At 69.1% G+C, this 24,326-nt stretch carries 24 protein-coding genes; 15 read left to right on the plus strand and 9 right to left on the minus strand.

Annotated features, from left to right (window positions below; all coding sequences use genetic code 11):
* Nucleotides 1-375: 375 nt before the first annotated feature.
* Nucleotides 376-2,055 (minus strand): DUF885 domain-containing protein, encoded by a 1,680-nt coding sequence (locus ABTX24_RS26630; protein ID WP_350843948.1) that lies wholly within the window; start codon nucleotides 2,053-2,055, stop codon nucleotides 376-378.
* 111 nt (nucleotides 2,056-2,166) lie between these two features.
* On the opposite strand from ABTX24_RS26630, the gene ABTX24_RS26635 reads away from it, so the two are divergent.
* Nucleotides 2,167-2,706, plus strand: a complete 540-nt coding sequence (locus ABTX24_RS26635) for a SigE family RNA polymerase sigma factor (RefSeq protein WP_201451120.1) — start codon at nucleotides 2,167-2,169, stop codon at nucleotides 2,704-2,706.
* On the plus strand, nucleotides 2,699-4,000 hold the full coding sequence (locus ABTX24_RS26640) for a hypothetical protein (RefSeq protein WP_350843950.1): 1,302 nt from the start codon (nucleotides 2,699-2,701) through the stop codon (nucleotides 3,998-4,000). Before ABTX24_RS26635 ends, ABTX24_RS26640 begins: the two co-directional genes overlap by 8 nt.
* Here the strand turns inward: ABTX24_RS26640 and ABTX24_RS26645 are convergent.
* The 3 genes from ABTX24_RS26645 to ABTX24_RS26655 form a co-directional block, all read right to left on the minus strand.
* Nucleotides 3,967-5,313, minus strand: a complete 1,347-nt coding sequence (locus tag ABTX24_RS26645) for a glycosyltransferase 87 family protein (RefSeq protein WP_350843952.1) — start codon at nucleotides 5,311-5,313, stop codon at nucleotides 3,967-3,969. The two genes, ABTX24_RS26640 and ABTX24_RS26645, sit on opposite strands and share 34 nt — an antisense overlap.
* A 27-nt stretch (nucleotides 5,314-5,340) precedes the next feature.
* The gene (locus ABTX24_RS26650) at nucleotides 5,341-5,556 is read right to left on the minus strand and encodes an acyl-CoA carboxylase subunit epsilon (RefSeq protein WP_350843954.1); all 216 of its coding nucleotides are present in this window, start codon (nucleotides 5,554-5,556) and stop codon (nucleotides 5,341-5,343) included.
* Nucleotides 5,557-5,718: 162 nt separating this feature from the next.
* Nucleotides 5,719-7,350 (minus strand): acyl-CoA carboxylase subunit beta, encoded by a 1,632-nt coding sequence (locus ABTX24_RS26655; protein ID WP_350843956.1) that lies wholly within the window; start codon nucleotides 7,348-7,350, stop codon nucleotides 5,719-5,721.
* Nucleotides 7,351-7,449: 99 nt separating this feature from the next.
* On the opposite strand from ABTX24_RS26655, the gene ABTX24_RS26660 reads away from it, so the two are divergent.
* The 4 genes from ABTX24_RS26660 to ABTX24_RS26675 all read left to right on the plus strand — a co-directional run bounded on the left by ABTX24_RS26660 (nucleotide 7,450) and on the right by ABTX24_RS26675 (nucleotide 10,987).
* On the plus strand, nucleotides 7,450-8,199 hold the full coding sequence (locus tag ABTX24_RS26660) for a biotin--[acetyl-CoA-carboxylase] ligase (RefSeq protein WP_350843958.1): 750 nt from the start codon (nucleotides 7,450-7,452) through the stop codon (nucleotides 8,197-8,199).
* A 36-nt stretch (nucleotides 8,200-8,235) separates the two neighbouring features.
* A complete protein-coding gene (locus ABTX24_RS26665) occupies nucleotides 8,236-9,186 on the plus strand; it encodes an adenylate/guanylate cyclase domain-containing protein (RefSeq protein WP_160025114.1) in 951 nt (316 codons plus the stop codon).
* Nucleotides 9,187-9,435: 249 nt separating this feature from the next.
* Nucleotides 9,436-9,735 carry a winged helix-turn-helix domain-containing protein gene (locus ABTX24_RS26670; RefSeq protein WP_229788189.1) on the plus strand — a complete coding sequence of 100 codons (300 nt, stop codon included), beginning with the start codon at nucleotides 9,436-9,438 and terminating at the stop codon, nucleotides 9,733-9,735.
* 94 nt (nucleotides 9,736-9,829) lie between these two features.
* Nucleotides 9,830-10,987 (plus strand): 5-(carboxyamino)imidazole ribonucleotide synthase, encoded by a 1,158-nt coding sequence (locus tag ABTX24_RS26675; RefSeq protein WP_350843960.1) that lies wholly within the window; start codon nucleotides 9,830-9,832, stop codon nucleotides 10,985-10,987.
* A gap of 163 nt (nucleotides 10,988-11,150) precedes the next feature.
* Here the strand turns inward: ABTX24_RS26675 and ABTX24_RS26680 are convergent, their stop codons facing one another.
* The gene (locus tag ABTX24_RS26680) at nucleotides 11,151-13,871 is read right to left on the minus strand and encodes a DEAD/DEAH box helicase (RefSeq protein WP_350843962.1); all 2,721 of its coding nucleotides are present in this window, start codon (nucleotides 13,869-13,871) and stop codon (nucleotides 11,151-11,153) included.
* 132 nt (nucleotides 13,872-14,003) lie between these two features.
* Here ABTX24_RS26680 and purE point away from each other — a divergent pair, with 132 nt between their 5' ends.
* The gene (gene purE, locus ABTX24_RS26685) at nucleotides 14,004-14,498 is read left to right on the plus strand and encodes a 5-(carboxyamino)imidazole ribonucleotide mutase (RefSeq protein WP_141805921.1); all 495 of its coding nucleotides are present in this window, start codon (nucleotides 14,004-14,006) and stop codon (nucleotides 14,496-14,498) included.
* Nucleotides 14,499-14,501: 3 nt separating this feature from the next.
* On the opposite strand, the gene ABTX24_RS26690 is transcribed toward purE, so the two are convergent.
* Nucleotides 14,502-14,984 carry a DUF2000 domain-containing protein gene (locus ABTX24_RS26690; RefSeq protein ID WP_350843964.1) on the minus strand — a complete coding sequence of 161 codons (483 nt, stop codon included), beginning with the start codon at nucleotides 14,982-14,984 and terminating at the stop codon, nucleotides 14,502-14,504.
* Nucleotides 14,985-15,095: 111 nt separating this feature from the next.
* Between ABTX24_RS26690 and ABTX24_RS26695 the strand changes: the two genes are divergently transcribed.
* A complete protein-coding gene (locus ABTX24_RS26695) occupies nucleotides 15,096-15,545 on the plus strand; it encodes an Lrp/AsnC family transcriptional regulator (protein WP_160025110.1) in 450 nt (149 codons plus the stop codon).
* A gap of 2 nt (nucleotides 15,546-15,547) precedes the next feature.
* Here ABTX24_RS26695 and ABTX24_RS26700 read toward each other — a convergent pair whose 3' ends face one another.
* On the minus strand, nucleotides 15,548-16,000 hold the full coding sequence (locus ABTX24_RS26700; protein WP_350843966.1) for a CoA-binding protein: 453 nt from the start codon (nucleotides 15,998-16,000) through the stop codon (nucleotides 15,548-15,550).
* An 85-nt stretch (nucleotides 16,001-16,085) separates the two neighbouring features.
* Between ABTX24_RS26700 and ABTX24_RS26705 the strand changes: the two genes are divergently transcribed.
* Both ABTX24_RS26705 and ABTX24_RS26710 read left to right on the plus strand, forming a co-directional pair.
* Nucleotides 16,086-17,258, plus strand: a complete 1,173-nt coding sequence (locus tag ABTX24_RS26705; protein ID WP_160025108.1) for an acyl-CoA dehydrogenase family protein — start codon at nucleotides 16,086-16,088, stop codon at nucleotides 17,256-17,258.
* Nucleotides 17,255-17,770, plus strand: a complete 516-nt coding sequence (locus ABTX24_RS26710; RefSeq protein WP_350843968.1) for a GNAT family N-acetyltransferase — start codon at nucleotides 17,255-17,257, stop codon at nucleotides 17,768-17,770. Before ABTX24_RS26705 ends, ABTX24_RS26710 begins: the two co-directional genes overlap by 4 nt.
* Before the next feature lie 292 nt (nucleotides 17,771-18,062).
* Here ABTX24_RS26710 and arfB read toward each other — a convergent pair whose 3' ends face one another.
* Nucleotides 18,063-18,488 (minus strand): alternative ribosome rescue aminoacyl-tRNA hydrolase ArfB, encoded by a 426-nt coding sequence (arfB, locus tag ABTX24_RS26715; RefSeq protein WP_350843970.1) that lies wholly within the window; start codon nucleotides 18,486-18,488, stop codon nucleotides 18,063-18,065.
* A gap of 23 nt (nucleotides 18,489-18,511) precedes the next feature.
* The gene (locus tag ABTX24_RS26720; RefSeq protein WP_350843972.1) at nucleotides 18,512-19,543 is read right to left on the minus strand and encodes a LacI family DNA-binding transcriptional regulator; all 1,032 of its coding nucleotides are present in this window, start codon (nucleotides 19,541-19,543) and stop codon (nucleotides 18,512-18,514) included.
* A 104-nt stretch (nucleotides 19,544-19,647) separates the two neighbouring features.
* On the opposite strand from ABTX24_RS26720, the gene ABTX24_RS26725 reads away from it, so the two are divergent.
* Genes ABTX24_RS26725 through ABTX24_RS26745 form a run of 5 tightly spaced genes read left to right on the plus strand, consistent with a single transcriptional unit; the run spans nucleotide 19,648 to nucleotide 24,317 of the window.
* Nucleotides 19,648-20,889 carry an amino acid ABC transporter substrate-binding protein gene (locus ABTX24_RS26725; RefSeq protein WP_350843974.1) on the plus strand — a complete coding sequence of 414 codons (1,242 nt, stop codon included), beginning with the start codon at nucleotides 19,648-19,650 and terminating at the stop codon, nucleotides 20,887-20,889.
* Nucleotides 20,890-20,893: 4 nt separating this feature from the next.
* Nucleotides 20,894-21,778, plus strand: coding sequence for a branched-chain amino acid ABC transporter permease (locus ABTX24_RS26730; RefSeq protein ID WP_160025104.1), 885 nt, complete (start codon nucleotides 20,894-20,896; stop codon nucleotides 21,776-21,778).
* 40 nt (nucleotides 21,779-21,818) lie between these two features.
* Nucleotides 21,819-22,838 (plus strand): branched-chain amino acid ABC transporter permease, encoded by a 1,020-nt coding sequence (locus tag ABTX24_RS26735; protein WP_160025103.1) that lies wholly within the window; start codon nucleotides 21,819-21,821, stop codon nucleotides 22,836-22,838.
* Nucleotides 22,835-23,566 (plus strand): ABC transporter ATP-binding protein, encoded by a 732-nt coding sequence (locus ABTX24_RS26740; RefSeq protein WP_160025102.1) that lies wholly within the window; start codon nucleotides 22,835-22,837, stop codon nucleotides 23,564-23,566. Before ABTX24_RS26735 ends, ABTX24_RS26740 begins: the two co-directional genes overlap by 4 nt.
* Nucleotides 23,559-24,317 carry an ABC transporter ATP-binding protein gene (locus tag ABTX24_RS26745; protein WP_350843976.1) on the plus strand — a complete coding sequence of 253 codons (759 nt, stop codon included), beginning with the start codon at nucleotides 23,559-23,561 and terminating at the stop codon, nucleotides 24,315-24,317. The genes ABTX24_RS26740 and ABTX24_RS26745 overlap by 8 nt, the downstream gene beginning before the upstream one ends.
* Nucleotides 24,318-24,326 lie beyond the last annotated feature (9 nt).

A 24,326-nucleotide genomic window follows, 5' to 3' on the forward strand; every position in this document is an offset into this window, starting at 1 on the left:
GATCGCCGGAAGGAATTTTCCTTCCGCTGAGGCGAACGAATTTTCGTTCGCCTCAGCGGGAGCCTGTCCTGGGGTGGGGTTGGCGGGTGGAAGAAATTTTTCTTTCGCCCGCCAACCCCATGTCTGGTCCAGGCGTGGAGCGGTCACCTGCCGTACGTGCATGTGCCGTGGCCACACCCGGGCCGCCGCCCCGACAGCCAGCCAACTCTTTTTCTCGACATGGTCCGGTGTCAAGGATCGCCGAAGGCGACCGGCGAAGCCGGCGGCCGCAGGCCGTCCTTGACTCCGGGCCAGGTCGAGAAGACCCTCAAAGAACGGGTCGGCGGCCCAAGACCAGCCCCGTAAAACAGTCCGCAGACGACGACACCAGCAGGCCTACAACCGCCCAAGCGCCGCCCGAAGAGGATCGAGGCCGAGCGAGCCAAGGTCGAGCGCCGCGCGGTGGAACGCCTTCATGTCGAAAGCGGCGCCAGCACGAGCGCGCGCATCCTCGCGGGCCTGGAGCCAGATCCGCTCACCGACCTTGTACGACGGGGCCTGGCCCGGCCAGCCGAGGTAACGGGCGACCTCGAAGTCGAGGAAGGCGTCCTCCATCAGGCAGTGCTGCCCGATGAACTCTCGGCCGAGCTCGGGCGTCCACACCTCGCCGGGGTGGAAGCCGAACGGGTTGTCCTCCGGGATCGTCAGCTCCAGGTGCATGCCGATGTCGATGATCACCCGTGCGGCCCGGAACGACTGCCCGTCGAGCATGCCGAGACGGTCACCGGGGTCGTCCAGGTAGCCGAGGTCGTCCATGAGGCGCTCGGCGTAGAGCGCCCATCCCTCGCCGTGGCCCGAGACCCAGCACATCAGCCGCTGCCAGCGGTTGAGCAGCTCGGCGCGGTAGGCGGTCTGGGCGACTTGGAGGTGATGGCCCGGTACGCCCTCGTGGTAGACCGTGGTCAGCTCGCGCCAGGTGCCGAACGAGGTGACCGACTCGGGCACCGACCACCACATCCGGCCGGGCCGCGAGAAGTCCTCGGAGGGGCCGGTGTAGTAGATCCCGCCGTCGGTGGTCGGCGCGATCATGCACTCGATCCGCCGGACCGGCTCGGGGATGTCGAAGTGCACGTCGGCCAGCTCCGCGATGGCGCGGTCGGCGGCGGTCTGCATCCACTCCTTGAGGGCGGCGGTCGAGGTCAGCTGCCGGGCGGGGTCCTTGTCGAGATGGGCCGCCGCCTCGACGACGCTCGCGCCAGGCAGGATCCTGTCAGCGGTGGCCTCCATGTCGTCGGAGAGTCGCTTGAGCTCCTCCCAACCCCAGGCGTACGTCTCTTCGAGGTCGATCTCGGCGCCGAGGTAGCGCCGGGAGGAGAGCTGGTAGTGGTCGCGCCCGACGGCCTCCTTCGGGAGCCCGTTGGGCACCAGGTCGGCGGCCATGAAGCGCCCGAACTCGGCGAACGCCTCGTTGGCCTTCGCCGCCGAGGCCTCGAGCTCGGCGCGCAGGGAGGCAGGAACGGCGTCGGGGGCACGTGAGACCAGACCGGTGAAGAAGTCGCCGGCCCCCTTCTGCCCGGTCCAGCTCAGGATCTGGTCGGCGACCTTCTCGTACTGAGCCGTCGCCGAGACCCGTCCGGCCGCCGCCTCCTCCCGGAGGGTCGCGGTGTAGCCCGCGACCGCGTCCGGCATCCCGGCCAGCCGGGCGCCGATCGCGGCCCAGTCGTCCTCGGTGCCGGTCGGCATCAGGTCGAAGACCTCGCGCAGGTTGTGGATGCCGCTGGTGATGACGGAGACGAACTTCCGGTCCAGCTGTGCGTCGGCGAACTCGATGTCGAGCCCGACCCGCTCCAGGAACGCGTCCTTGGCGACCTGCTCACGCTCGTCGATCGGCTTGATCGCGGCCACGTCGGCGTAGGCAGCTCGGTTGAGCTCCTCCACCGCCTGCATCCCGTCGGGGGAGAGGTCGGGGAGCTCCGCGTCGTGGCCGGCGACACCGACGTACGTCGCGGTCAGCGGGTCGAGGGCGCAGAGCTCCTCGACATAGCGGTCGGTGCGGGCGTCTACTTCACGGGTCACCCGGCCAACCTTAGGACCGGTAAGTCTTGGGGCAACTCAATTCCCCGCTACACGCAACGAACACGACAGACTTCGCGTAGGAGGGGTGTGAACGTGCCAGAGGAGGTGTCCGTGGATGCCGAAGAGCAGGAGAGGGATCCGGACTTCGGGGCCTGGGTGGCCTCGAGGGGGCCCGCGCTACAGCGGTTCGCCTATCTGGTGACCGGCAACAACTCCGACGCTCCTGACCTGGTGCAGGACGCCCTGGCCCGTGCGCTGCCGCGGTGGGAGTCGCTGGCGGCGTCTGGGACGGCGGAGGCGTACGTGAAGAGGAGCATCGTCAACGGGTCGATCAGCGGCTGGCGCAAGCGGCGCCGGCTGGTACTGGTCGAGGACGTCGAGCCGATGGCGACCAGCCATGAGCCCGGCCCCGAGGAGCGAGACGCGGACGAGGCGTGGGAGCTGGTGCAGACGCTCCCGTCCAACCAGCGAGCGGCGGTGGTCCTCCGGTTCTACGAGGACCTGTCGTTCGCGCAGATAGCGACGGTGCTCGACTGCGCCGAGGCGACCGCCCGCTCACATGTGCACCGGGCGCTGGCCAAGCTGAGGCAGCGGTTGAACGAGCAAGGCTCTGATGAGCGGAGAGGGAACGAGGGGGTTGACAATGAGTGACTTCGAGCGCGAGGAGCGGGCCTTCCGGGCCGCCCTGGCCCGTGCGGCCGACGGTTTCGAGCCGCGGAAGCTCGCGATCCCCGGGGCCTCTGATGCGTCGGGGCCGGCTGACGTGTCCGACGAGACGGACCAGGTGAAGACCGAGGAGAAGGCACCCGTACGCCGACGGACCACCTGGATCCTGGCCGCAGCCGCCGCGGTGCTGGCGGTCGTCGGTCTGGGTGGCGTGGTCGCCAACCTTCAGCCCACCGGCGGCGCTGGCGAGAGCACTGCCGCGAGCGACACCGCTGGCGACGAAGATGGTGCCGCTGACGCGCCCGAGGCGCTCGACGCGCAGAAGGGCGCCGCGCCGGAGGACACCTACATCGAGCGCCGTCGCGACGACCTGCCCGCGCCCGCGGACGGTAACCGCTGGGCGGTCCGCTACGACATCGCCTTCCAGGTGCCCCAGGAGTGGGCCGACGCCACGGCGCCGGCGCTGCCGGAGTGCATCGCGAAGCCCGGCGACCAGTGGGACACCGTGCCGCGGACTCCCTACGTCGCGAACATCACCAACCAGCCGGTGCCGGCCATCGCCTGCAACGAGACCAGCGACCGCGACTTCCCGCCGCAGTTCGGCAAGGTGCCGTTCGCGCTGTGGCAGCCGTACGTCCTGATCGAGAAGCCGGGCAAGGGCGCCAGCCTCCAGACCGGTTCCTGGGAGCACGAGGGCTGGCTGCTGACCCGGGTCCAGGTCGGGGACGACGCGTACGCCACGATTCTGACCGGGCCGGGTGACGAGCGGGTCAACCAGGAGATCAAGGGGTCCCTGAGGACCGTCGCGAAGGACCCCTACGGTTGCGAGACCGCCTCGCCGCTGGCCGAGGGTGACCCGGTGCGGCCGAAGACCGACCCCGCGACCTCGCCGCTGGAGGGCGATGCCCCGGAGTCGATCGCGATCTGCGAGTACGAGCCGTCCTCGGCATCGCTGACCGGTTCGCGAGAGATCACCGGCGCCGAGGCCGCCGGGCTCGTGGAGGCGATCCGCAGCGCGCCGGCCCGTTCCGGCCCCAACACGCCGCAGAACTGTGCCGCGGGGCAGCCGGTCACGGCGTACGTCATCCTGCGGATCTTCCGCGACGGAGGCGAGCCCGGGGAGGTCTTCGTGAACTACGAGAACTGCGAGGACCACGGGTTCTACGACGGGACCACCGTGCACGAGCTCACCCCGGCGGCCTGCCGGCCGGTGTTCGCCGAGGAGCCGGTCACGATCTACTCGGCTCAGGGCGACGTGGCCAAGGTCTGCCTCTCCTGACCCTCGGTTGCTGGCCGCCCCCGCTCGGGGAGGGCGGCCAGCAACCGGGTCGTGCGCCACGCGGCGTAGAGGAAGAGCAGCACCAGCAGGCCGTTGCGCCAGGCCAGCACCTCGGTGATCCACGGTGAGCCGACGTCGTTGAAGGTGAGCATGTAGCCGTACATCCGCGGGAAGATCTCGTGGGTCAGCAGCGTCACCACGACCAGCACGACCGACCAGATCCCGAGCTGACGGCGAGCCTTGCCGCGGAGCAGGACCAGACCGGCGGAGGCGGCGGGGAGCAGCCAGAGCATGTACTGAGGGCTGAGCACCTTGTTGGTCACCAGGAACGCGGCCACGGTCGCGAGCACCAGCCACACGATCGTCTCCTCGGTCCGCTCCCCGCGGGGGAGACGCCGCCAGGCCAGCACCCACCAGACGAAGACGAGCGCCCCGGCGACCACCGACGCGATGGTCGCCGCGAGGAGCAGCGGCTCGACCAGCGGCCCGCTGATGTCGTACGCCTTCCACTCGGTGTAGTCGATGGCGTAGCCGCTCTCCGGACCGCCGTGGCCCCACTCGTACATCGCCGGGGTCGCGAAGACCGACTCGATCTGCAGGCCCCGCTCGCTCTGGTAGTTCAGCGGTGTCCAGAGCCGGTCCCAGCCACCGAGGACAAGACTCAGTCCGGCCAGGGCGATGCCGGTGCCGGCCACGGTCAGGATGACCCCGCGGCGGGTGGTGCGATTCGCGGCGAGGGCCGGGATGACCAGGATCGGCCAGTACTTCGCGCCGGTCGCGAAGGCCGCGAACGCCGCAGCCACCTTCGGTCTCCTGGCCGCGTAGAGCACCGCCAGGCCCACCATGATCCCGGGGAAGAGATCGAAGCGGGCGTACGCCGTCGCCCCCAGTGCCGGGACGGCGACCAGCCACAACGCCTCCGCGGCGGAGATCCCGAACCTCGGGTGCGTCCCGCGGCGGTTGCGGATGAGCAGCACCATGAAGAGCAGGTCGGTCAGCGCCGCCATCGCCAGCACGGCAATGATGTACGCCTCGCCGCCCAGGTTGAGCAGGCCGATCGCGGCGTACGGGATCCAGAGCAGCAGCAGCGCCGGCACCGGATACTCGACCAGCGTCCCCGCGACCCCGTCTGTGGCCAGTGCGTCGAGACTGTCGCGGTAGTAGTTCACGTCGCCCACCACGCCCCACTCGGCGCCCCACCAGGAGAACGAGCCCTCCGCCGCGGCCGGGAAGCCGTAGAGGATCACCACCCATCCCCGGGTCACCAGCCATGCCAGGGTGACCAGGAGATATCGCCGAGAGAACGTGATCACGGAGCGATCATGACATTGCGGTCCTCGTCAGCGAGGCAGGCCGCTTGCGCGCCAGGCGCCGGGGCCGGGGTGGATGGGGGTACGCAGCTGCGGGGTTGCCCAGAGAGAGCGGGGCTTCTTCTTCGGGGCCTCTCCGGCCGATCCCAGCGCTGCGAAGACGGCCACGATCGCGGCGATCTCTTCGGGGGTGGCGTTGTGGTCGATGACCTTGAGCAGGGGCTTCTGCTCCTGGTTGTCGGTCATTCCGTGACTACCTTTCGTCTTTCAGATGCCTTACGTCGGGCTTTCGCCGAGTCGGCGCAATCCGGTCCTCGCTCGCTTCGCTTCGCTGCGGTCCGTTTGCGCCGACTCGGCGCGCTCGCGAAGAAGCAGGCAATATCCCGCTCCTCGCTCGCTTCGCTCACATCAGAGCGGGATATTGCCATGCTTCTTCGCGGGCAGGGTCTCGCGCTTGGTGCGGAGCAGGCGTAGGGCGCGGGTGACTTCGGCGCGGGTTTCGTGGGGTGGGATGACCGCGTCGATGTAGCCGCGTTCGGCGGCGATGTAGGGGTTGGCCAGGGTGGTCTCGTACTCGTCGATGAGCTGGGCGCGTTTGGCTTCGACCTCGTCGGTGCCCACGCCGGAGGCTTCCAGGTCGGCCAGGGTGCGGCGGTGGATGATGTTGGCGGCGCCTTGGGCGCCCATGACCGCGATCTGGGCGGTGGGCCAGGCCAGGTTGATGTCGGCGCCGAGGTGTTTGGAGCCCATCACGTCATAGGCACCGCCGTAGGCCTTGCGGGTGATGATGGTGACCAGCGGGACGGTGGCCTCGGCGTAGGCGTAGATCAGCTTGGCGCCGCGGCGGATGATGCCGTTGTGTTCCTGGTCGGTGCCGGGCAGGAACCCGGGCACGTCGACGAAGGTGATCACCGGGACGTTGAAGGCGTCGCAGGTACGCACGAACCGGGCGGCCTTCTCACTCGCGTCGATGTCGAGGCAGCCGGCGAACTGCATCGGCTGGTTGGCCACGATCCCGACCGGGCGGCCCTCGATCCGGGCGTAGCCGATGATGATGTTGGGCGCCCACAGCGGCTGGACCTCGAGGAACTCCCCCTCGCCATCTTCATTGGTATCGACGATGTGGGAGATGACCTCGTGCATGTCGTAGGGCTGGTTCCCGCCATCGGGGATGAAGGTGTCCAGCTCCCGGTCCAGCCCGGTGATCTCCAGGTCGGCCACCTCCTCGAACGCGGGGGGCTCTTCCATGTTGTTGGAGGGCAGGTAGGAGAGCAGCGCTTTGACGTAGTCGATGGCGTCGGCCTCATCGGCGCCCATGTAGTGGGCCACCCCGGACTTGGAGTTGTGCGCCAGGGCGCCGCCGAGCTCTTCCATGGTGATGTCCTCACCGGTGACGGTCTTGATCACGTCGGGGCCGGTGATGAACATGCCGGAGGTCTTGTCGACCATGATGGTGAAGTCGGTGACCGCGGGGGAGTAGACATGCCCACCGGCACAGTTGCCCATGATCAGGCTGATCTGCGGGATCACCCCCGAAGCGTGGACGTTGCGTTTGAAGATCTCCCCATACAACCCCAGGGACACGACGCCTTCTTGGATGCGGGCGCCGGCGCCCTCGTTGATCCCGATCAGCGGGGACCCGGTCTTGATCGCCAGGTCCATGATCTTGGTGATCTTCTCGCCATAGACCTCACCCAGCGACCCACCGAACACGGTGAAGTCCTGGGAGAAGACACACACCTGACGGCCGTCGATGGTGCCGTACCCGGTCACCACCCCATCCCCGAACGGGCGGTTCTTCTCCAGCCCGAACGCGGTCGACCGGTGCCGGGCCAGCTCATCGACCTCCTGGAACGAGCCCTCATCCAACAACATCTCGATCCGCTCCCGCGCGGTCTGACGACCCTTCGCATGCTGCTTCTCCACCGCCTTCGCAGAACCAGCATGGACAGCCTCGTCAAGACGACGCTCCAGCTCGGCCAGCTTCCCGGCAGTCGTGTGCAGATCGATGACTGGCTCGTTGGACGATTCGGCGCTCACGTTGCTCCTTTGGACTTCGTGCGGTGCGAGGGCCAATCTAATCCCGTGCCTCCTTCCGCGATGCGACGCCCGTCACTAGACCGTTCCCGGCTCGATGCGTTGCCGGGGGGATGGCGCGTCGAGGTCCTCGACGAGACGCCCTCGACCAATGCCGTACTGGCCGAGCGCGCGCGTTCGGGCGAGGCGCCGGGTCTGGTGATCACCACCGAGCACCAGACCGCCGGCCGAGGACGCCTGGACCGGGGCTGGACCACCCCGGCGCGCTCGGCGCTGGCCGTCTCCGCGCTGCTGCGGCCCTCGCCCTCGATCCCGGTCGAGCGGTGGCCGTGGCTGCCGCTGATGACCGGTGTCGCGGTCGCATCGGTGCTGCGGAAGAAGGGGTACGCAGCGGGACTGAAGTGGCCCAACGACGTACTCATCGAGGGTCGCAAGGTCTGCGGGATCCTGATCGAGCGGATCGACGGGCCCGAGGGGGCGGCCGCCGTGATCGGGTTCGGGCTCAACACCTCGCTGACGCGCGTGGAGCTGCCGATCGAGACCGCCACCTCGCTGGAGCTGGAGAGCGGCGCGCCGGTCGACCGCACCGAGATGCTTGCCGCGCTGCTGGAGGAGCTGGGCGCTGCGTACGAGATCTGGGGCTCGGACCCCACCGAGCTCGCCCGCCGCTATCGGGAGCTGTCGGTGACCGTCGGTGAGCAGGTACGTGCCGAGTTGCCGGGCGGGGAGGTCTGGGAGGGCGTGGCCACCGAGATCGACGACTTCGGCCGCCTCGTCATCGCGACCGACGACGGGTCGCGGGTGGTCGGTGCGGGCGACGTCATCCACGCCCGGCTCCGTCCGCGGTCGTGACGGCGGTCGTGACGAGCCGGATGGCATGATCTGTTCGTGGCGAAATCGAAGCAACCCGTCAACCTGACCTCGGCGGAGGTCGCCGAGAAGGTCGGCGTGAGCCTGGACCAGGCGAAGCGTCTGTGGCGTGCGCTCGGCTTCCCGGAGATCGGGGATGACGAGGCGTTCTTCGACGAGGCGGACGTGCAGGCCCTGGCCAAGGCCAACGAGATCGCCGGCAACGGGCTGGTCAGCTTCGACCTGGTCGTCAACCTGACCCGGGGCATCGGGCAGTCGATGGCGCGCCTGTCCGACTACGAGGTCTCCGCCCTGCTGCACCATGTCGAGACCCAGAACGAGGACAACCGGACGCCCGCCGAGCTGCTGAAGGCGGCGGTCTCGGTCTCGGAGCAGTTCGAGAGCGCGTTCGAGGAGATGATGATCTTCGCCTGGCGTCGGCACACGCGCGCCGCGCTCGCCCGGGCAGAGGCGTCGGTCGCCGGCCCCGAGGAGCAGCTAGGCACCGTCTGGCAGACGGTCGGGTTCGCCGACATCGTCTCGTTCACCGCGTTGTCGAACACGCTGACCGAGGAGAAGATCGGCGACCTGGTCGAGCTCTTCGAGTCGCGGTGTGCCGACGTGGTGGCGACCTGGGGCGGCCGGATCATCAAGTCGCTCGGTGACTCGGTGCTCTTCGTCAACGACGACCCGCTCCAGGCATACGGCACCGCCGAGGGCATCATCAACGTGATCGGCCGGGACCCCCGGATGCCGGACGTACGTGTCGGGCTCGCCTCCGGCAACGTCGTCTCACGTCTCGGCGACGTCTTCGGACCCCCTGTGAACATGGCCGCGCGGCTGACCGCCGTCGCTCGCCGCAACCGGATCATCGTCGACGAGGCGACTGCCGGGACGATGCCCGAGGACGAGTTCGAGACCCGGCGACTGGCCGCTCGACCGGTGCGAGGCTTCGGAATCGTGGAGCCCGTCGCAGTCCGCCGTGTCTGAATCGTGACCTTCGAGGGTGTCGCTGACCTGCGATTTCGCGGTTTTGTTCACATTCCGTTGTAGTTAACAGTCGATCAACGCCGGGCTCTGATTGCTTTACCCGGCAGGCCCTTCGTGGGCATGGTTGAGTGCGCCATTCGGGGGCGCACGTTTGCCATGCCCAATTCGTTGCAGCCTGGCATGAAAATGTCAGTGGCAATATCGTGCAATCCTTTGCCAAGGGCTCTTTACCTCCCTAATGTCGGTCTCATGATCGAGGTACAGGAGATCAAGCTCGACCCGGAGACCCGGCGAGCATGGCGGAACGATGAGGAGCTGACGCTCTCTCGCAAGGAGTTCGACCTGGTTCACGCCCTGATCAAGAGGGCTGGCAACGTCGTCTCCCGTGACGAGTTGATGAGGGACGTGTGGAACGCGACCTTCTACACCTCGTCGAAGACCATCGACGTACACCTGGGATGGGTGCGTCGCAAGCTGGGCGACGACCCCCGGAAGCCCCATCTGATCACCACCTTGCGCGGCAAGGGACTGCGCTTCGAGAAGGCCTGACCTTCGTTCACCTGCCGGGGGTCGGGTTTCGCGGATTGCGTGAGGGGGATCCGCGAAATCGGCCCCGGCGGGGCAGTCTCATTACCCTGTCGTCGTGACCCTCGCACCGACACTTGCGATCATCGGCGGCGGCCAGCTGGCCCGCATGATGGCTCAGCCCGCAATCGCGCTCGGCCTCCCGCTCCGGCTTCTCGCCGAGGGCGAGGGTGTGTCGGCCGCTCAGGTGATCCCCGACCAGCTGGTCGGCGACTACCGCGACCTGGACACGTTGAAGAAGGCCACCGAGGGATGTGAGGTGGTCACGTTCGACCACGAGCACGTCCCGACCGAGCACCTGCACGCGCTCACGGCCGCCGGGGTAGCGGTCCGCCCCGGCCCGGACGCTCTCGTGCACGCCCAGGACAAGGGCGTCATGCGCGCGCGGCTGACCGAGCTCGGCATCCCGTGCCCGCGCAACGCCATCGTGTCGTCCACCGCAGAGGTCGAGGCGTTCGGTTTCCCGTGCGTCCTCAAGACCACCCGCGGCGGATACGACGGCAAGGGCGTCTGGGTCGTACGCGACGTCGCCGATGTCGCCGAGCCGCTCCGCGTCGCCGAGGAGGCAGGGGTCCAGGTCCTGGCCGAGGAGCTCGTCGACTTCCGCCGTGAGCTCTCCGCGATCGTCGCCCGTTCGCCGAGCGGCCAGGCCGCTGCGTACCCGGTCGTGCACACCTACCAGGAGAACGGCGTCTGCAAGGAGGTCATCGCCCCGGCGCCCGACCTCTCGCCCGAGCTCGCCGTCCAGGGCGAGCAGATCGCGCTGCGCATCGCGGGTGAGCTCGGCGTCGTCGGCATCCTGGCGGTCGAGATGTTCGAGACCGTCGACGGCCGGCTGCTCGTCAACGAGCTCGCCATGCGCCCCCACAACACCGGCCACTGGACCCAGGACGGCGCCGTCACCTCGCAGTTCGAGAATCATCTGCGCGCGGTCATGGACCTGCCTCTGGGCTCTCCCGCTCCCCGCTCGAAGTGGTCGGTGATGGTCAACATCCTCGGCTCGACCCGAGAGAACGTCGGCCGCCTCTACGACGGCTACCCGCACGCCATGGCCCGCGACCCCCACCTCCGCGTCCACCTCTACGGCAAGGAGATGCGCACGGGCCGCAAGGTCGGCCATGTCAACGTCTACGGCGACGACCTCGACGACTGCCTCGAGCGCGCCCGCCACGCCGCCGACTGGTTCCAGGGCGACCTCGGCAACGACTCCGACTGACCTTCACCCCGCCGAATCTGCAGTTCTGGGCGCCGAAACTGCACTTCTGGAGGCCGAGTCGGTAGTTCTGCAAACGCCAGAACTACCGACTCGCTCGCCATAACTGACGATTCGGCGCCCAGAACTGAGGACTCGGCCTCCACAACTACAGATTCGGCTGGGGTCAGACGCCTAGGCGCTGGCGTTCGGTGGCGACGACGTCACGGGCGATCTCGGCGTCGGAGGCTTCGGCGGCGAGGGTGGTGACGGCGTCGTCGGGATGCGAGGTCTCGTACGCCTCGGGGCTGCTGGCGGCGGTGGCGCTGACCCGGGCGAAGTCGTCGAAGAGCTCGGCCTTGGCGGCGAGGATGTCGTGGATGCGCTGGTCGACGCCGATTTCCGAGAGCAGGCGGTGGACCTGGACGGACTGGAGCTGGCCCATCCGGCGGGCGCGGGCTATGGCCTGCCACTCGATGGTCGGCTTGAGCTGCGGCTCGCAGATGACGACGACGCTGGCCGACTGGATGTTGAGGCCGACGCCGCCGGCGACGATCTGGGTGACCAGCACGGCACCATGCCCGGCGGCCGAGAACTCGTCGACCATCTGCTGGCGCTCCTCGGCGGGAACGGACCCGGTCAGCGGGCCGAAGACCTCGCCCGGCAGGAGCGTGACCAGGTCGTCGAGGACCTTCCTGAAGTGGGAGAACACGATCACGCGGCGGCCGTTCTCCTCGGCCTCGCCGACGATCTCGACCAGCCGCTCGACCTTCGCCGACGAGGTGCCCTGGAGCATGGCGGCCTGGCGCATGGCCATGAAGTTGCCGTCGCGGACACAGTCGGCGTACGCCCTCTCGTCGGCGACGGAGAGGGGCAGCCAGTCTTCGACCTCGACGAGGTCGGGCAGCTCGGTGAGCACGTCCTCCTGGTTGCGGCGCAGGTAGACCGGGGCGACCTGCTTGCGGAACCGGTGGGGGTTGAACTCGTCGGCGGAGAGCAGCAGGTCGGGGCGGAGATAGGAGACCAGGTTGCGGAACTCGTCGATGCGGTTCTCCATCGGCGTGCCGGTGAGCAGGATGGCGCGGTCGCAGGCGTCCAGCACCCGGCGTACGCGTTCGGTGCGCTGGGTGCGCGGAGACTTGATCATGTGCGCCTCGTCGACCACGACGCAGGCGACCTTGACCTGGTCGAGGAACGGCTGGATCGCGTTGAGCGTCTCGTAGGTGGTCACCGCGACGCCGCCCTGCTCGACCCAGATCTTGGCGGCCTTCAGGCGGCGGTTGCCGTGGAGACGGTGGGGGACCAGGGTCGTCTTCGAGTCGGTCTCGCGCACCCAGTTGGTGACCACGGCGGCCGGACAGACGACCAGCGTGTGGGACGCGCCCATGGCGTGCAGATGAGCGAGCACGGCCAGCGACTGGAGCGTCTTGCCGAGCCCCATCTCGTCGCCGATGATCACCTTCATCTGCACCAGCGCGAAGCGGACGCCGAAGTGCTGGTAGCCGCGCAGCGACGCGGTCAGGTTGTTGGTGCGCAGCTCCTGGGCCCGCACCGCCTCGATGATCTCGGCCGACAGGTCACCGTGGATCTTGTCCTCGTCCTCGGTGAGGAAGCCGAGCTCGGAGAGCATCGCGTAGTAGTCGGCAGGCCGCTTCTCGAAGTCCTCCCACGGATCGGCCGGCCGGTTGCCCGGACGCACCCGGCGAGCCATCTCGGCACGGTGAGCGATCGCCCGGAGCGCGCCCTGGAAGTCGTCGAGACTGGCCGCGTTGGCCAGGATCAGGTGGAACCTCGCGCCACTGTCGAGCGACCGGGTCAGCGGGCGCAGCGACTGGACCAGGGCGAGCTCCGCCCCCGCGTCCTTCGTACGCCGCCCGGCCTCCCACTCCGCCAGCCGAGCGAGCAGCCTGGTGGCCGCCGGGGTGCGACGCTCGTGGTCGATCGCGAGCGGCATCTCGTCGTAGGTGCGCTGCCACAGCGCCTGCGCCGCCTCCTGCATCCGCATCGCGGTGGCCGGCCCGACGCCGGGGAGCTGTCGCAGGTCAGAGGCGGGATGGATGACCTCGTGGACGGTAGTGATCCCGGCCTCGAGGAGGGGCTCGACGCGTACGAGCTCGGCGAGCTCGTCGACCGGCAGCGACCTGACCGCCGTGTCGGTGTCGGCGCTCCGGACCGCGTTGGCCGCGTCGGTCGCCGCCCGACGCGCGGGCTCCTCGGAGCGCCTGGCCTCGTTGAGCGTCTCGCCCTCGTTGCGCAGCACGAGGACGCCCTTGCGCGGAGCCAGCACCGCCTCCGAGCCCAGGTCGGAGAGCGCCTCGAGGAGACCGACGCTCGGCAGCAGCGCCTCGCGGATGCGTACCCGGCGCCGGGCCGGGAGCCTGGTCAGCTGGTCGAGCCGCTCGGGGGCGTGGATCTCGCTCGCGCGCTGGTGCAGCTCGAGCACCTGTCTGCCGGCCAGCTCGGCCTCCTCGCGGCGGCTCCCGCGCACCAGCAGGCGACGCGCCCCGGAGGCCTTCTTGGCCTTCGCCACGTCGTCCGCGGCGGCGACGAGCGAGTCGACGAGCTCTTGGGTGATCTCCTCGACCGGCTCGAGCGCGTGACGCCGCGCGATCGCGGCCAGGCGCGGCCCGTCGTTCCGGTCCAGGGCGATGCTGCGCCAGGCCACCTGCGCCGCGCGCTTCAGCTCGGCCGCGCTCGCCCGGTAGTGGTCGACCGCCTCCGCCGCCTCCTGCTCGATCTCGGCCCGAGCGCGGGTCGCCGACGCCGCCTGCCGGGACCAGGACGCGACCTGCCGCACCCGCGACGGCAGCGTCTTGCGCTCCGCCTTGGTCAGCCCGGTGAACCGCTCGACCGCGGTCGGGTTCGGGCGCGCGGTGACGACGACGTCGGTGCTCGTAGCTGGATCCATCTGCCTTTGTGGGGTCGCGGGGGCGTACAGGACGGCGTCGGATGACCCTAGCGGGCAGCACCGACAGGCAGATGACGGACAGAGGTCGGCCCGGTGACACGAGGCAGGTCAGTCGGCGCATAGCCTGTCCCCATGAGTGCGCGCGTGGGGATCGTGATGGGGTCCGACTCCGACTGGCCGACGATGAAGGCCGCGGCCGAGCTGCTGGACGAGTTCGGGATCGAGTGGGAGGCCGACGTGAAGTCGGCCCACCGGATGCCGCAGGAGATGCTCGACTACGGCCGTGAGGCGGCCGGTCGCGGCCTCTCGGTGATCATCGCCGGGGCCGGCGGTGCGGCCGCGCTTCCGGGCATGCTCGCCTCGGTCACTCCGCTGCCCGTCATCGGCGTCCCGGTGCCGCTGAAGTACCTCGACGGCCTCGACTCGCTGATGTCGATCGTCCAGATGCCGGGTGGCATCCCGGTGGCCACGGTCGCCATCGGCAACGCCAAGAACGCCGGCATCCTCGCTGCCCGCATCCTCGGCGTCGCCGACCCTGAGCTGCAGCAGAAGCTGGTGGCGTACGAGAAGTCGCTCGCCGAGCTGGCGGCTGCCAAGGGCGAGGTCGTCCGCAACGCCACCTCCTGAGGCTCAGGGCAGGAGCGAGAGCCCCTTGACCAGCTTGTCGATGATCCGGCGAGGGCCGAAGAGGCTGACCGCGCAGTAGGACAGATCAGCACCGCGACTGTTCCCGACGGCGAACAGGTAGTCGTCGTACACCCTCGTGTGCTGCGCCTGGGTCGGCATGTCGATCACCGCGACCCCTGGCTGCGCGACCGCCTGACGCCGCAGGTCGGTCAGCCGCTGGGCCGGGGCGCCCAGCACCGTACAGCCGATCCAAGGCAGGCCCGGGTGCGTCGAGTCGTCGGCGTCGATCGCGTCCTCGCCGAGGAGGCCGACCGTACGCTGCGTGGTCGCCCCCGCGACGCAGACGGCCGCGTTCACCGCGCGGCCGGCGGGAAGGGCCTGGTCGACGACGACCACCCACTTGAAGGGCACGTCCCGCGTGCTGGCTGACTGGTCGATCTCGTCCGGTGCGAACCCGATCCTGACTTCCTCGACACCTGTGCTCATCGCTCTGACTCCTTGTCATTCGCCAACTGATTCGAGGACAAGTCTTGAGAATGTCAGGAGCTAGCGCAATCGGGCCGGTCATTGTCAGGAAGATTGGCTAGTCTGGCGTGCATGGATGAAGTTGACCGTCAGATTCTGGCCGCCTGGACGATGGATGCACGGCGGAGCCTCCGGGACATCGCCGCAGAAGTCGGCGTCTCGGCGACCACCGTGCACGACCGCGCGCGGGCGATGCAGCGCCGCGGGCTCATCCGCGGGGCGTACCTCGACCTCGACCTGCGCCAGATCGACCGGGGCGTGCAGGCGCTCGTCGCCGTGCGGATCCGACCGCCCTCGCGGGCCAACATCGAATCCTTCCGCGACTGGGTCGGCGCGCTCCCCGAGGCCGTCGGCGTCTTCGTCACCTCCGGCCGGATGGACTTCATCGTCCACGTCGCGGTCGCCGACAACGACGCGCTCTACGCGTTCGTGATCGACCGGCTCACCTCGCGAGCCGAGATCGCCGATGTGGAGACCTCGGTGATCTACGAGCACCTGCGGACGATGACGTTCGAGCCGTAGCCCTACGCCCGCGCGCCGGTCCGGGCGCGCTCGAACCAGATCTTGCTGGGGCAGGTGTCCATGACCATCGGCACTCCGGCCGCGGTGGTGCGCTCGAAGGCGGACTCATCGACCACGCCCATCTGGAACCACACGCCACCGGCGCCGATCGCCACTGCCTCGTCGGCGAACTGGCCGGCGGCCTCGGAACGGCGGAAGACGTCGACGACATCGATCTTCCCGACGGCTGCAGCGGCGTCGGCCAGGGTCGCGTAGACCTTCTCGCCGAGCACCTCCTTGCCCTCGGCGGCTGCGCCGGGGTGGATCGGGATGATCCGCTTGCCGTGCTGCTGGAGCTCCTGGGCGATCGAGTAGGCAGTACGCCACGGATCGCCCGAGAGGCCGACGACCGCCCAGGTCTCGGAGTCGTCGAGGAGCTTGTCGATGGTGTCCTGGTCGAGCCACGCAACGGTCATGTAGCGCACAACAACAACGGGGGTCGGTGGATTCCGTGGCCCACCGACTTACTGGCGAGTAGCAAACAGGCATAGACTCCGGGACATGAGTGCCGAGTACCCGTTGTTCGCCCTCTCCGAGGAGCACCAGGAGATCCGCAAGGCCATCCGCGAGATCTGTGACGCGAAGATCGCTCCGGCCGCGGCTGCGGTCGACGAGGAGGCTCGCTACCCGCAGGAGGCGCACGACGCGTTGGTCGAGACCGAGTTCTTCGCGCCGCATGTGCCGGAGGCTTATGGCGGTGTGGGTGCCGACGCGCTCGCGACGGTCCTGGTGATCGAGGAGATCGCTCGTGCGGACGTCTCGGCCTCGCTGATTCCCGCCGTGAACAAGCTCGGCTCGCTGCCGGTGCAGATCGGTGGCTCGGAGGAGCTGAAGAAGAAGTACCTCGGCAAGCTCGCCGCTGGTGAGGGCAACTTCTCCTACTGTCTCTCCGAGCCCGACGCGGGCTCGGATGCGGCCAACCAGAAGACCCGGGCCGTACGCGACGGCGACTTCTGGGTGCTCAACGGAGTCAAGCGCTGGATCACCAACGCCGGCGTCTCGGAGTACTACACCGTGCTCGCGGTGACCGACCCGGAGAAGCGCTCCAAGGGGATCTCCGCGTTCGTGGTGGAGAAGTCGGATGAAGGGGTTTCCTTCGGTGCCCCGGAGAAGAAGCTCGGTATCAAGGGCTCTCCGACGCGCGAGGTCTACTTCGACAACGTACGCATCCCCGCGGACCGGCTGATCGGCGAGGAGGGTCTCGGGTTCACCTATGCGATGCAGACCCTCGACCACACCCGGATCACCATCGCGGCCCAGGCCGTCGGTGTCGCGCAGGGTGCGCTGGACTATGCGCTGGGCTACATCAAGGAGCGCAAGCAGTTCGGCAAGGCGATCGCGGAGTTCCAGGGTGTGGAGTTCATGGTCGCCGACATGGGCATGAAGATCGAGGCCGCCCGCCAGCTCACCTACGCGGCCGCGGGTCGTTCCGAGCGGGGCGACAAGGACCTGACCTTCTTCGGTGCCGCGGCCAAGGCGTTCGCGTCCGACGTCGCGATGCAGGTCACCACCGACGCCGTCCAGCTGCTGGGTGGCTACGGGTTCACCCGCGACTACCCGGTCGAGCGGATGATGCGCGACGCCAAGATCACCCAGATCTACGAGGGCACCAACCAGGTCCAGCGCATCGTCATGGCCCGTCAGCTCCTCGCCGGCATCCAGTCGACCCTGTGACCGGATTTCGGCTCCGCGAGTGGGAGGAGTCGGACGCGGAGGTCTTGCTCGCCGCGTACGCAGGCGCCGGGATGGAGACCGAGCGGCCGGCGGACGTGGTCACGGTCGAGGATGCCGAGCGGCTGATCGCCGGGTGGGCTGAGGACGCGGTCGCGGACCGGGCGCACACCTTTGCGGTCGTCGACGGCGCCGACATCCTCGGGCAGATGCGGGTCACCACCCACATGCGGGTCCACAGCGTCGGCTGGATCTCCTACTGGACCCTCGAGAAGCACCGCGGGCGAGGTGTCGGCAGCACCGGCCTGAAGCTGCTGGCTCGGCACTGCTTCGACGAGCTCGACCTCTTCCGCCTCGAGACCGGCCACCGCCTCGACAACCCCGGGTCGTGCCGTGTCGCCACCGCAGCCGGCTTCCTCGTCGAGGGGCGCGAACGCCAGAAGCTGCTCTACGACGGCGTCCGCTACGACACCGAGACCCACGCCCGGCTGGCCACCGACCCCGACCCCACCTGACGCCCGAGGGGCGAGGCGTCACTCCGGTCGGGCGAGGCGTCACTCCGGCGAATCGAGATTTCCTCCCGGTGGCATCTCGGCCGACGTGCGTGACCTCTCGGTCGACGGGGCTGACGCTTCGACCGACGTACGTGACGTCTCGGCCGACCGGGCTGACGTCTCGGTCGACGGGATGACGCCTCGGCCGACGTACGCGACGCCTCGGTCGACGGGGCTGACGCTTCGACCGACGTACGTGACGTCTCGGTCGGCGGGGCTGACGCTTCGGCCGACGTACGTGACGCCTCGGCGGTCAGTCTTGGACGCGGCCGCGGAGCTGTTTGGTCTGTCCGCGCTGGCGCTTGGCGTCGAGGCGGCGCTCCTTGGAGCCGCGGGTGGGCTTGGTGGGGCGTCGGGTGGGTGGTGGCGGGGCGAGGAGCTCGCGGATGCGGTCGGCGAGGCGCTCGCGGGCGGCTACCCGGTTGCGGTGCTGGGAGCGCTGCTCGTGCGAGACGACGACGAGCGGTCCCGAGGAGCGGGCGAGGAGGCGGGCGAGCTGGCGCTCGTCGAGGGCGGATGACGCGGCCGGGTCCCAGGAGAGCTCGACGCGGGAGTCGGTGGTGTTGACCGACTGCCCGCCGGGGCCGGGGGAGCGGGAGAAACGTTCGACCAGCTCGGAGTCGGGGATGACGAGACCCTCGGGCAGCCCAGGGCCCGGTGGTACCCGCAGATCCTTCACTGGAGAAACCCTAGACCGCGCGGCTATCGAGCGGCCGGCCCGGTCGAGTCGCGCACCACGAGCTCGGCGGGGACCCGCTGCCGCCGGGCGCGTGCGCCGGGCTCCTTCAACGCCAGCGTCAGCGCCCGAGCGCCCATCTCGGCCATCGGCAGGCGCACGGTCGTGAGTCCGGGGGAGAGGTCCTGGGCTACGGCGACGTCGTCGAACCCGCTGACCGAGACCTGGCCCGGCACCGAGACCCCGGAGCTGCGCAGCTGGGAGAGACACCCGATGGCCATGTCGTCGTTGAGGGCGATGACAGCGGTCGTACGCGGGTGGTCGGCGAGCATCCGGCGGATGCACTCGCGTCCGCCCTCGCGGGTGAACGGCCCCTCGAGGACGGGTACGTCGTCGGCGTCGAGCCCCGCCGCCTCGAGCGCGTCGCGCACCCCCTCGAGACGGTCGGCGACGGTGGTCAGCTCCAGGGTGCCCGAGACGACCACGATGCGCCGGTGGCCCAGGCCGAGGATGTGCTCGGCGACGGCGCGACCGCCGGGGCGGTTGTCGGGCAGCACGCTGTCGACCCCGAGGTGGTGCCGGCCGACGACGGCGACCCGGCCGCCCGCCTCTGCGTAGCGCTGCACCTCGAACCGCATCGGCGCCTCGACCGAGGCGTCCACGAAGCCCGACCCCGCGATCAGGATCGCGCCGACGCGGTTGGCCACCAGGCTGCGTACCTGCTCGACCTCGGCCTCGGGGTCGCGGCCGGTGTGGCAGATCTGGACGGTGCGTCCGTGTTCGGCGGCGAGGCTGAGCACGCCGCTGGCGATCTCGGAGAAATAGGGGTCGCCGATCTCGTGCACGACGAGCCCGATGGTGGCCGTCGATCCGCTGGCGAGCGAGCGGGCATGGAGATTGGCGACATAGCCGAGCTCGCGTGCCGCCTGGCGGACCTTCTCGGCCACCGAGTCGCTGACACCGGGGGTTCCGGAGAGCGCGCGGGAGGCGGTTGCGATCGAGACGCCGGATGCATGGGCGACGTCGATCAGGCGGGGGGAGCGGTTGGTTCGGACCATCGATGCCCCTTGTCGTCAGGAATGTGACTCTTGCCACACTAAGCGAGAGTCGGTAACGTCATCGTAAACGCTTACGTAAGCGCTTTCGTAGAGGAGACCCGCAGATGCGCTTCACGAAGACCCCCACCGCGATCAAGCGGTCCAGAGCAACCCTGGCCGCCGCGGCAGCCGTGACTCTCGCCTCCACCCTCGCCGCCTGTGGCGCCGCCGAGGAAGGAGGCGGCGACGACGAGATAGTGATCGGCATCTCGCTGCCCCTGACCGGCGACTTCAGCGAGCCCGGCAAGGGCATCCAGCGCGGATACGAGGCCTGGGCCGAATACGTCAACGCCAACGGCGGCCTGCTCGGCCGCGACGTACGACTGGAGATGCTCGACGACCAGTCCAGCGCCGAGCGTGTCGCCGCCGACTACGAGAAGCTGATCAACCAGGAGCAGGTCGACCTGGTCGTCGGTCCGTTCTCCACCCGCCTGGTGATCCCGGCAGCGCAGGTCGCCCAGGACTACGGCTACCTCTTCGTCGAGCCTGCCGGCGCGGCGCCCGAGGTCTTCGAGGAGGGCTTCGAGAACCTCTTCTACGCCGCCCCCGCCGTCGCCGACGACCACTACAAGCTCCTCGCCGAGCACATCCTGGCGATGCCGGAGGCCGAGCGGCCCAAGACCGCGGCGTACGCCTCGATGGACGACCCGTTCGCCCAGGGCACCGCCTACGGCCTCAAGGAGGCTTTGGAGGAGGGCGGCGTCAAGACCGTCGTGGACGAGGTCTACCCGCCCAACACCACCGACTTCAGCAGCATCGCGGCCAAGATCGCCGACAGCAAGGCCGACATGGTCGTGGGCGGCAGCCAGTACCAGGACGGTGTCAACCTGATCGTCGCGCTGCAGCAGCTCAACTATCAGCCCAAGCTGGCCGCGTTCTCGACCGCGCCGACCGAGACCGAGTTCGCCGAGGCGATCGGCGACAAGACGCAGGGCATCATCGCGCCGACCGGCTACACCACGAAGGCGGACTACCCCGAGAACCAGGAGTTCGTGAAGTTCTACGAGGAGAAGCACGGCGAGGCGCCCGGTGAGGACGAGGCCAACGCCTGGACCACGGGCCAGGTCGTCGCGGCAGCGGTCGAGGCGGTCGAGTGTGCCGAGCCCGACCCCGACTGCCAGTCCAAGCTGATCGACTGGCTGCACGAGAACGAGGTCGAGACCGTCGTCGGGCCGCTGAGCTGGGACGACAAGGGCCGCCCGCAGAGCGCCCACATGATCCAGCAGTGGGTGGACGGCGAGATCAAGATCGTCCTGCCCGAGGACCAGGCCGAGGCCGAGTTCATCTACCCGAAGCCGGCGTGGTGAGCCGATGTCGGGACCACTCCTTCTGCAGAGCCTGATCCTGGGGCTGCTGCTCGGAGGCCTCTATGCCCTGCTCGCCGCCGGCCTGACGCTCTACTTCGGCGTCATGCGGGTCGTGATGATCGCCCACTCCGCGTTCCTGATCCTGGCTGCGTACCTGGCCTGGTTCTTCACGACGCAGACCGGGCTCGACCCGCTGCTCTCGCTGATCATCACCGTGCCGCTCTTCTTCGCGGCAGGTTATGGGATGCAGCGGGCGCTGCTCTCCCGGCTGCGGCCGGCGACGCTGACGATGATGTCGGTGCTGCTGACCTTCGCGATCGCCCTGATCATCGAGGGCGGCCTCGGCTACCTCTTCTCCGGCACCCAGCGGCGGATCCAGCTCGGCTACTCCAGCGCGAGCCTGGAGCTGTGGGGAGCACGGATCGCGGTGGTCAAGCTGGTCGCCTTCGGGCTGGCCGCGGTCTCGCTCCTGGCGCTCTACCTGCTGCTCAAGAAGACCCGCTTCGGCCAGGCGCTGCGCGCCACGATCCAGCACCGTGAGGCCGCCCAGCTGCTCGGCATCGACACCGACCGGATCGCCGGCTTCGGCTTCGGGCTCGGCCTGGCGACCGCGGCGGTCGGTGGCACCGCGCTCGCGCTCGACGCCACCATCTATCCCTCGCTGCACTGGCACTGGATCGGACCGCTGATGGCGATCATCGTGATCGGCGGCCTCGGCAGCATCCCCGGCGCCGCCGTCGCGGCGATGGTCCTCGGCGTGACCCAGAGCCTGCTGCAGATCCCGATGGGCACCACGTGGGCGCAGACGGTCTTCTACCTCGCCCTCTTCGCCACTCTCATGTTCCGCCCCCAGGGATTCTTCGGAGGTCGTCTTGCTCAGCGCTTCTAGACACCGAGAAAGCCGTACGTCCTCGGGCCGCTCCGTCCTGGTGACGAAGCTCGTCGCGGCCGCCGTCGCACTGGGCCTCGTGCTCGCCTTCCCGGCGCTCGCCCCGGACCCGTTCATCCTGTCGGTGGGCGTGGTGATCGCCAGCTACGCCGCGCTCGCGGTGGCGTGGAACTTCGTCGGCGGGCTGACCGGCTACATCTCGCTGGGACACGCCGCCTACTCCGGGCTGGGCGGCTACGGCACCGCGCTGCTGATCACCGAGGCCGGGGTGAACCCATGGGTCTCGATGGTCGTCGCGGCCGTGCTCGTGGGCCTGGCGGCGGTGCCGATCGGGATCGCGTCGCTGCGGGTCCGCGGCGCCTCGTTCGTGATCGTCTCGATCGCCCTGGTGCTCATCCTGCTCTTGGTCGCGCAGAGCTGGTCCGACGTGACCGGCGGGTCGAACGGGCTGCGGGTGCCGCGGCCGTTCGGCACCGACGTACTCCGGCCCGAGCAGCACGAGCGGTTCTTCTACCTGTTCGTGGCGCTGACCCTGGTCGCCCTGGTGCTGTGGTGGGTGATCGACCGGTCGCGGCTCGGCACCGGGCTCAAGGCGATCCGGGAGGACGAGGACAAGGCCCAGGCGCTGGGCGTGCCCACGTTCGCCTACAAGCTGGTCGTCTTCGTCGTCTCGGCGTTCATGACCGCGATGGCGGGCGGGATGTACGCCCTCTGGTTCGGCTCGCTCGACCCGATCTTCCAGTTCTCCATCCTGACCGGCTCCTATCTGGTGCTGATGTCGCTCCTCGGCGGCGTACGCAGCCTGCTCGGTCCGGTCGTCGGCGCGGTGATCGTGGGCTACGCGGTCGAGTTCTTCAAGAACCAGTACGGCGACACCCAGCTGCACCTGGTCGCGCTCGGCCTCCTGCTCGCCCTGGTCGTGCTCTTCATGCCCGACGGGGTCATCCCCTGGCTGACCGCGCAGTTCGACCGATTCCGCCCCGGCGGCACCTCGATCCGCGAGGTGGACGCAGCCCAGCTGGCCGAGGAGCGCAAGGCGCTCGAGGAGGCGAAACGATGACGTTCTTGACGACCGATGGACTGACCAAGGCGTTCGGCGGCGTACGCGCCGTGGACGATGCCACGGTCAGCTTCCAGGAGGGCAAGATCAACGCCCTGATCGGCCCGAACGGGTCGGGCAAGACCACCTTCTTCAACTGTGTGACCGGGATGATCCGGCCCGACTCGGGGACGGTGACCTATCAGGGTCGCGACGTGACCGGCCACGCACCTCACCGGATCGCGCGGGCCGGGCTCGGACGCAGCTTCCAGCTGTGCCGGATCTTCCCGCGGATGACGGTGCTCGACAACGTGCTCGCCGGGGTCCGCTCCACCGGGCTGGTCCACCGGCTGCGCGGGGCACACAACCCCGACGACATCGCCCGGGCGCGGGAGCTGCTGGCCCGGGTCGGCATCGAGCACCTCGAGCGCAGCGAGGCCCGCGACATCTCCTACGGGCAGCAGAAGCTGCTCGAGCTCGCCGGAGTGCTGATGGCCGAGCCCGACACGATCATGCTCGACGAGCCAGCCGGCGGTGTGAACCCGGCGCTGATCGGCCGGATCGCCACGCTGGTGCGCGAGCTCAACGCCGAGGGCCGCACCTTCGTCATCGTCGAGCACAACATGGAGCTGGTGATGAGCCTCTCCGACCACGTCGTGGTCTTCGACCGCGGCCGCCCGATCGCCTCCGGTGCGCCGGCTGACGTGCAGAACGACCCACGAGTCCTGGAGGCCTACCTTGGTGTCTGAACCTCTTCTCGAGCTGCGCGACATCGAGGCCGGCTACGGCCGCGCGGCGCTGGTGCTGCGCGGCCTCACCGTCACCGTTCCCGCAGGTCAGATCGTCTGTCTGGTCGGCCCGAACGGAGCCGGCAAGTCCACCGTGCTCAAGGTCGCCAGCGGCATGCTGACGCCACGCTCGGGCACCATCACCGTCGACGGCGTCGACGTCACCCGCAACGGGCCGCAGCAGATGCTCCGCGCGGGCATGGCCCATGTCCTCCAGGGGCACTCCGTCTTCAAGGAGATGACCGTGGCCGAGAACGTCGGCCTGGGCGCCTACACGGTGCGTGACACGGCCGCGATCCAGGAGCGGACTGACTTCGTGAAGACCCTCTTCCCGGTCGTCGCCGAGCGGTGGAACACCCTCGCCGGCGCGCTCTCAGGCGGTCAGCAGAAGCAGGTCGAGTTCGCCCGCTCGCTGATGGTGAGCCCGAAGGTGGTGCTGCTCGACGAGCCCAGCATGGGCCTGGACCCGAAGACCACGGCCACTGTGTTCGAGCAGGTCGTACGCATGCGAGACGCCGGTCTGGCGGTCCTGCTCGTCGAGCAGAACGCCCGGCGGGCCCTGGAGTCGGCGGACCTGGGATGCGTACTCGACCTGGGGAAGGTGCACATCGCAGGGGCCGCTGCCGACCTGCTCGCCGATCCGCGCATGGCCGAGCTCTATCTCGGGGGAGCCGCAACAACCTCAGCAGGGACCACCGACGGTCCCGATTAGGGGAAGGGA

Source organism: Nocardioides sp. NPDC127514, assembly GCF_040302125.1.
Taxonomy (GTDB): domain Bacteria; phylum Actinomycetota; class Actinomycetes; order Propionibacteriales; family Nocardioidaceae; genus Nocardioides.

Bases quoted from the DNA above. Each gene is read 5' to 3' on its own strand.
- purE (WP_141805921.1), top strand. From the start codon at position 14,004: ATGAGTGCGCGCGTGGGGATCGTGATGGGGTCCGACTCCGACTGGCCG.
- ABTX24_RS26680 (WP_350843962.1), bottom strand. From the start codon at position 13,871: ATGGATCCAGCTACGAGCACCGACGTCGTCGTCACCGCGCGCCCGAAC.
- ABTX24_RS26705 (WP_160025108.1), top strand. From the start codon at position 16,086: ATGAGTGCCGAGTACCCGTTGTTCGCCCTCTCCGAGGAGCACCAGGAG.
- ABTX24_RS26740 (WP_160025102.1), top strand. From the start codon at position 22,835: ATGACGTTCTTGACGACCGATGGACTGACCAAGGCGTTCGGCGGCGTA.
- ABTX24_RS26730 (WP_160025104.1), top strand. From the start codon at position 20,894: ATGTCGGGACCACTCCTTCTGCAGAGCCTGATCCTGGGGCTGCTGCTC.
- ABTX24_RS26720 (WP_350843972.1), bottom strand. From the start codon at position 19,543: ATGGTCCGAACCAACCGCTCCCCCCGCCTGATCGACGTCGCCCATGCA.
- ABTX24_RS26670 (WP_229788189.1), top strand. From the start codon at position 9,436: ATGATCGAGGTACAGGAGATCAAGCTCGACCCGGAGACCCGGCGAGCA.
- ABTX24_RS26700 (WP_350843966.1), bottom strand. From the start codon at position 16,000: ATGACCGTTGCGTGGCTCGACCAGGACACCATCGACAAGCTCCTCGAC.
- ABTX24_RS26650 (WP_350843954.1), bottom strand. From the start codon at position 5,556: ATGACCGACAACCAGGAGCAGAAGCCCCTGCTCAAGGTCATCGACCAC.
- ABTX24_RS26690 (WP_350843964.1), bottom strand. From the start codon at position 14,984: ATGAGCACAGGTGTCGAGGAAGTCAGGATCGGGTTCGCACCGGACGAG.
- ABTX24_RS26695 (WP_160025110.1), top strand. From the start codon at position 15,096: ATGGATGAAGTTGACCGTCAGATTCTGGCCGCCTGGACGATGGATGCA.
- ABTX24_RS26725 (WP_350843974.1), top strand. From the start codon at position 19,648: ATGCGCTTCACGAAGACCCCCACCGCGATCAAGCGGTCCAGAGCAACC.
- ABTX24_RS26640 (WP_350843950.1), top strand. From the start codon at position 2,699: ATGAGTGACTTCGAGCGCGAGGAGCGGGCCTTCCGGGCCGCCCTGGCC.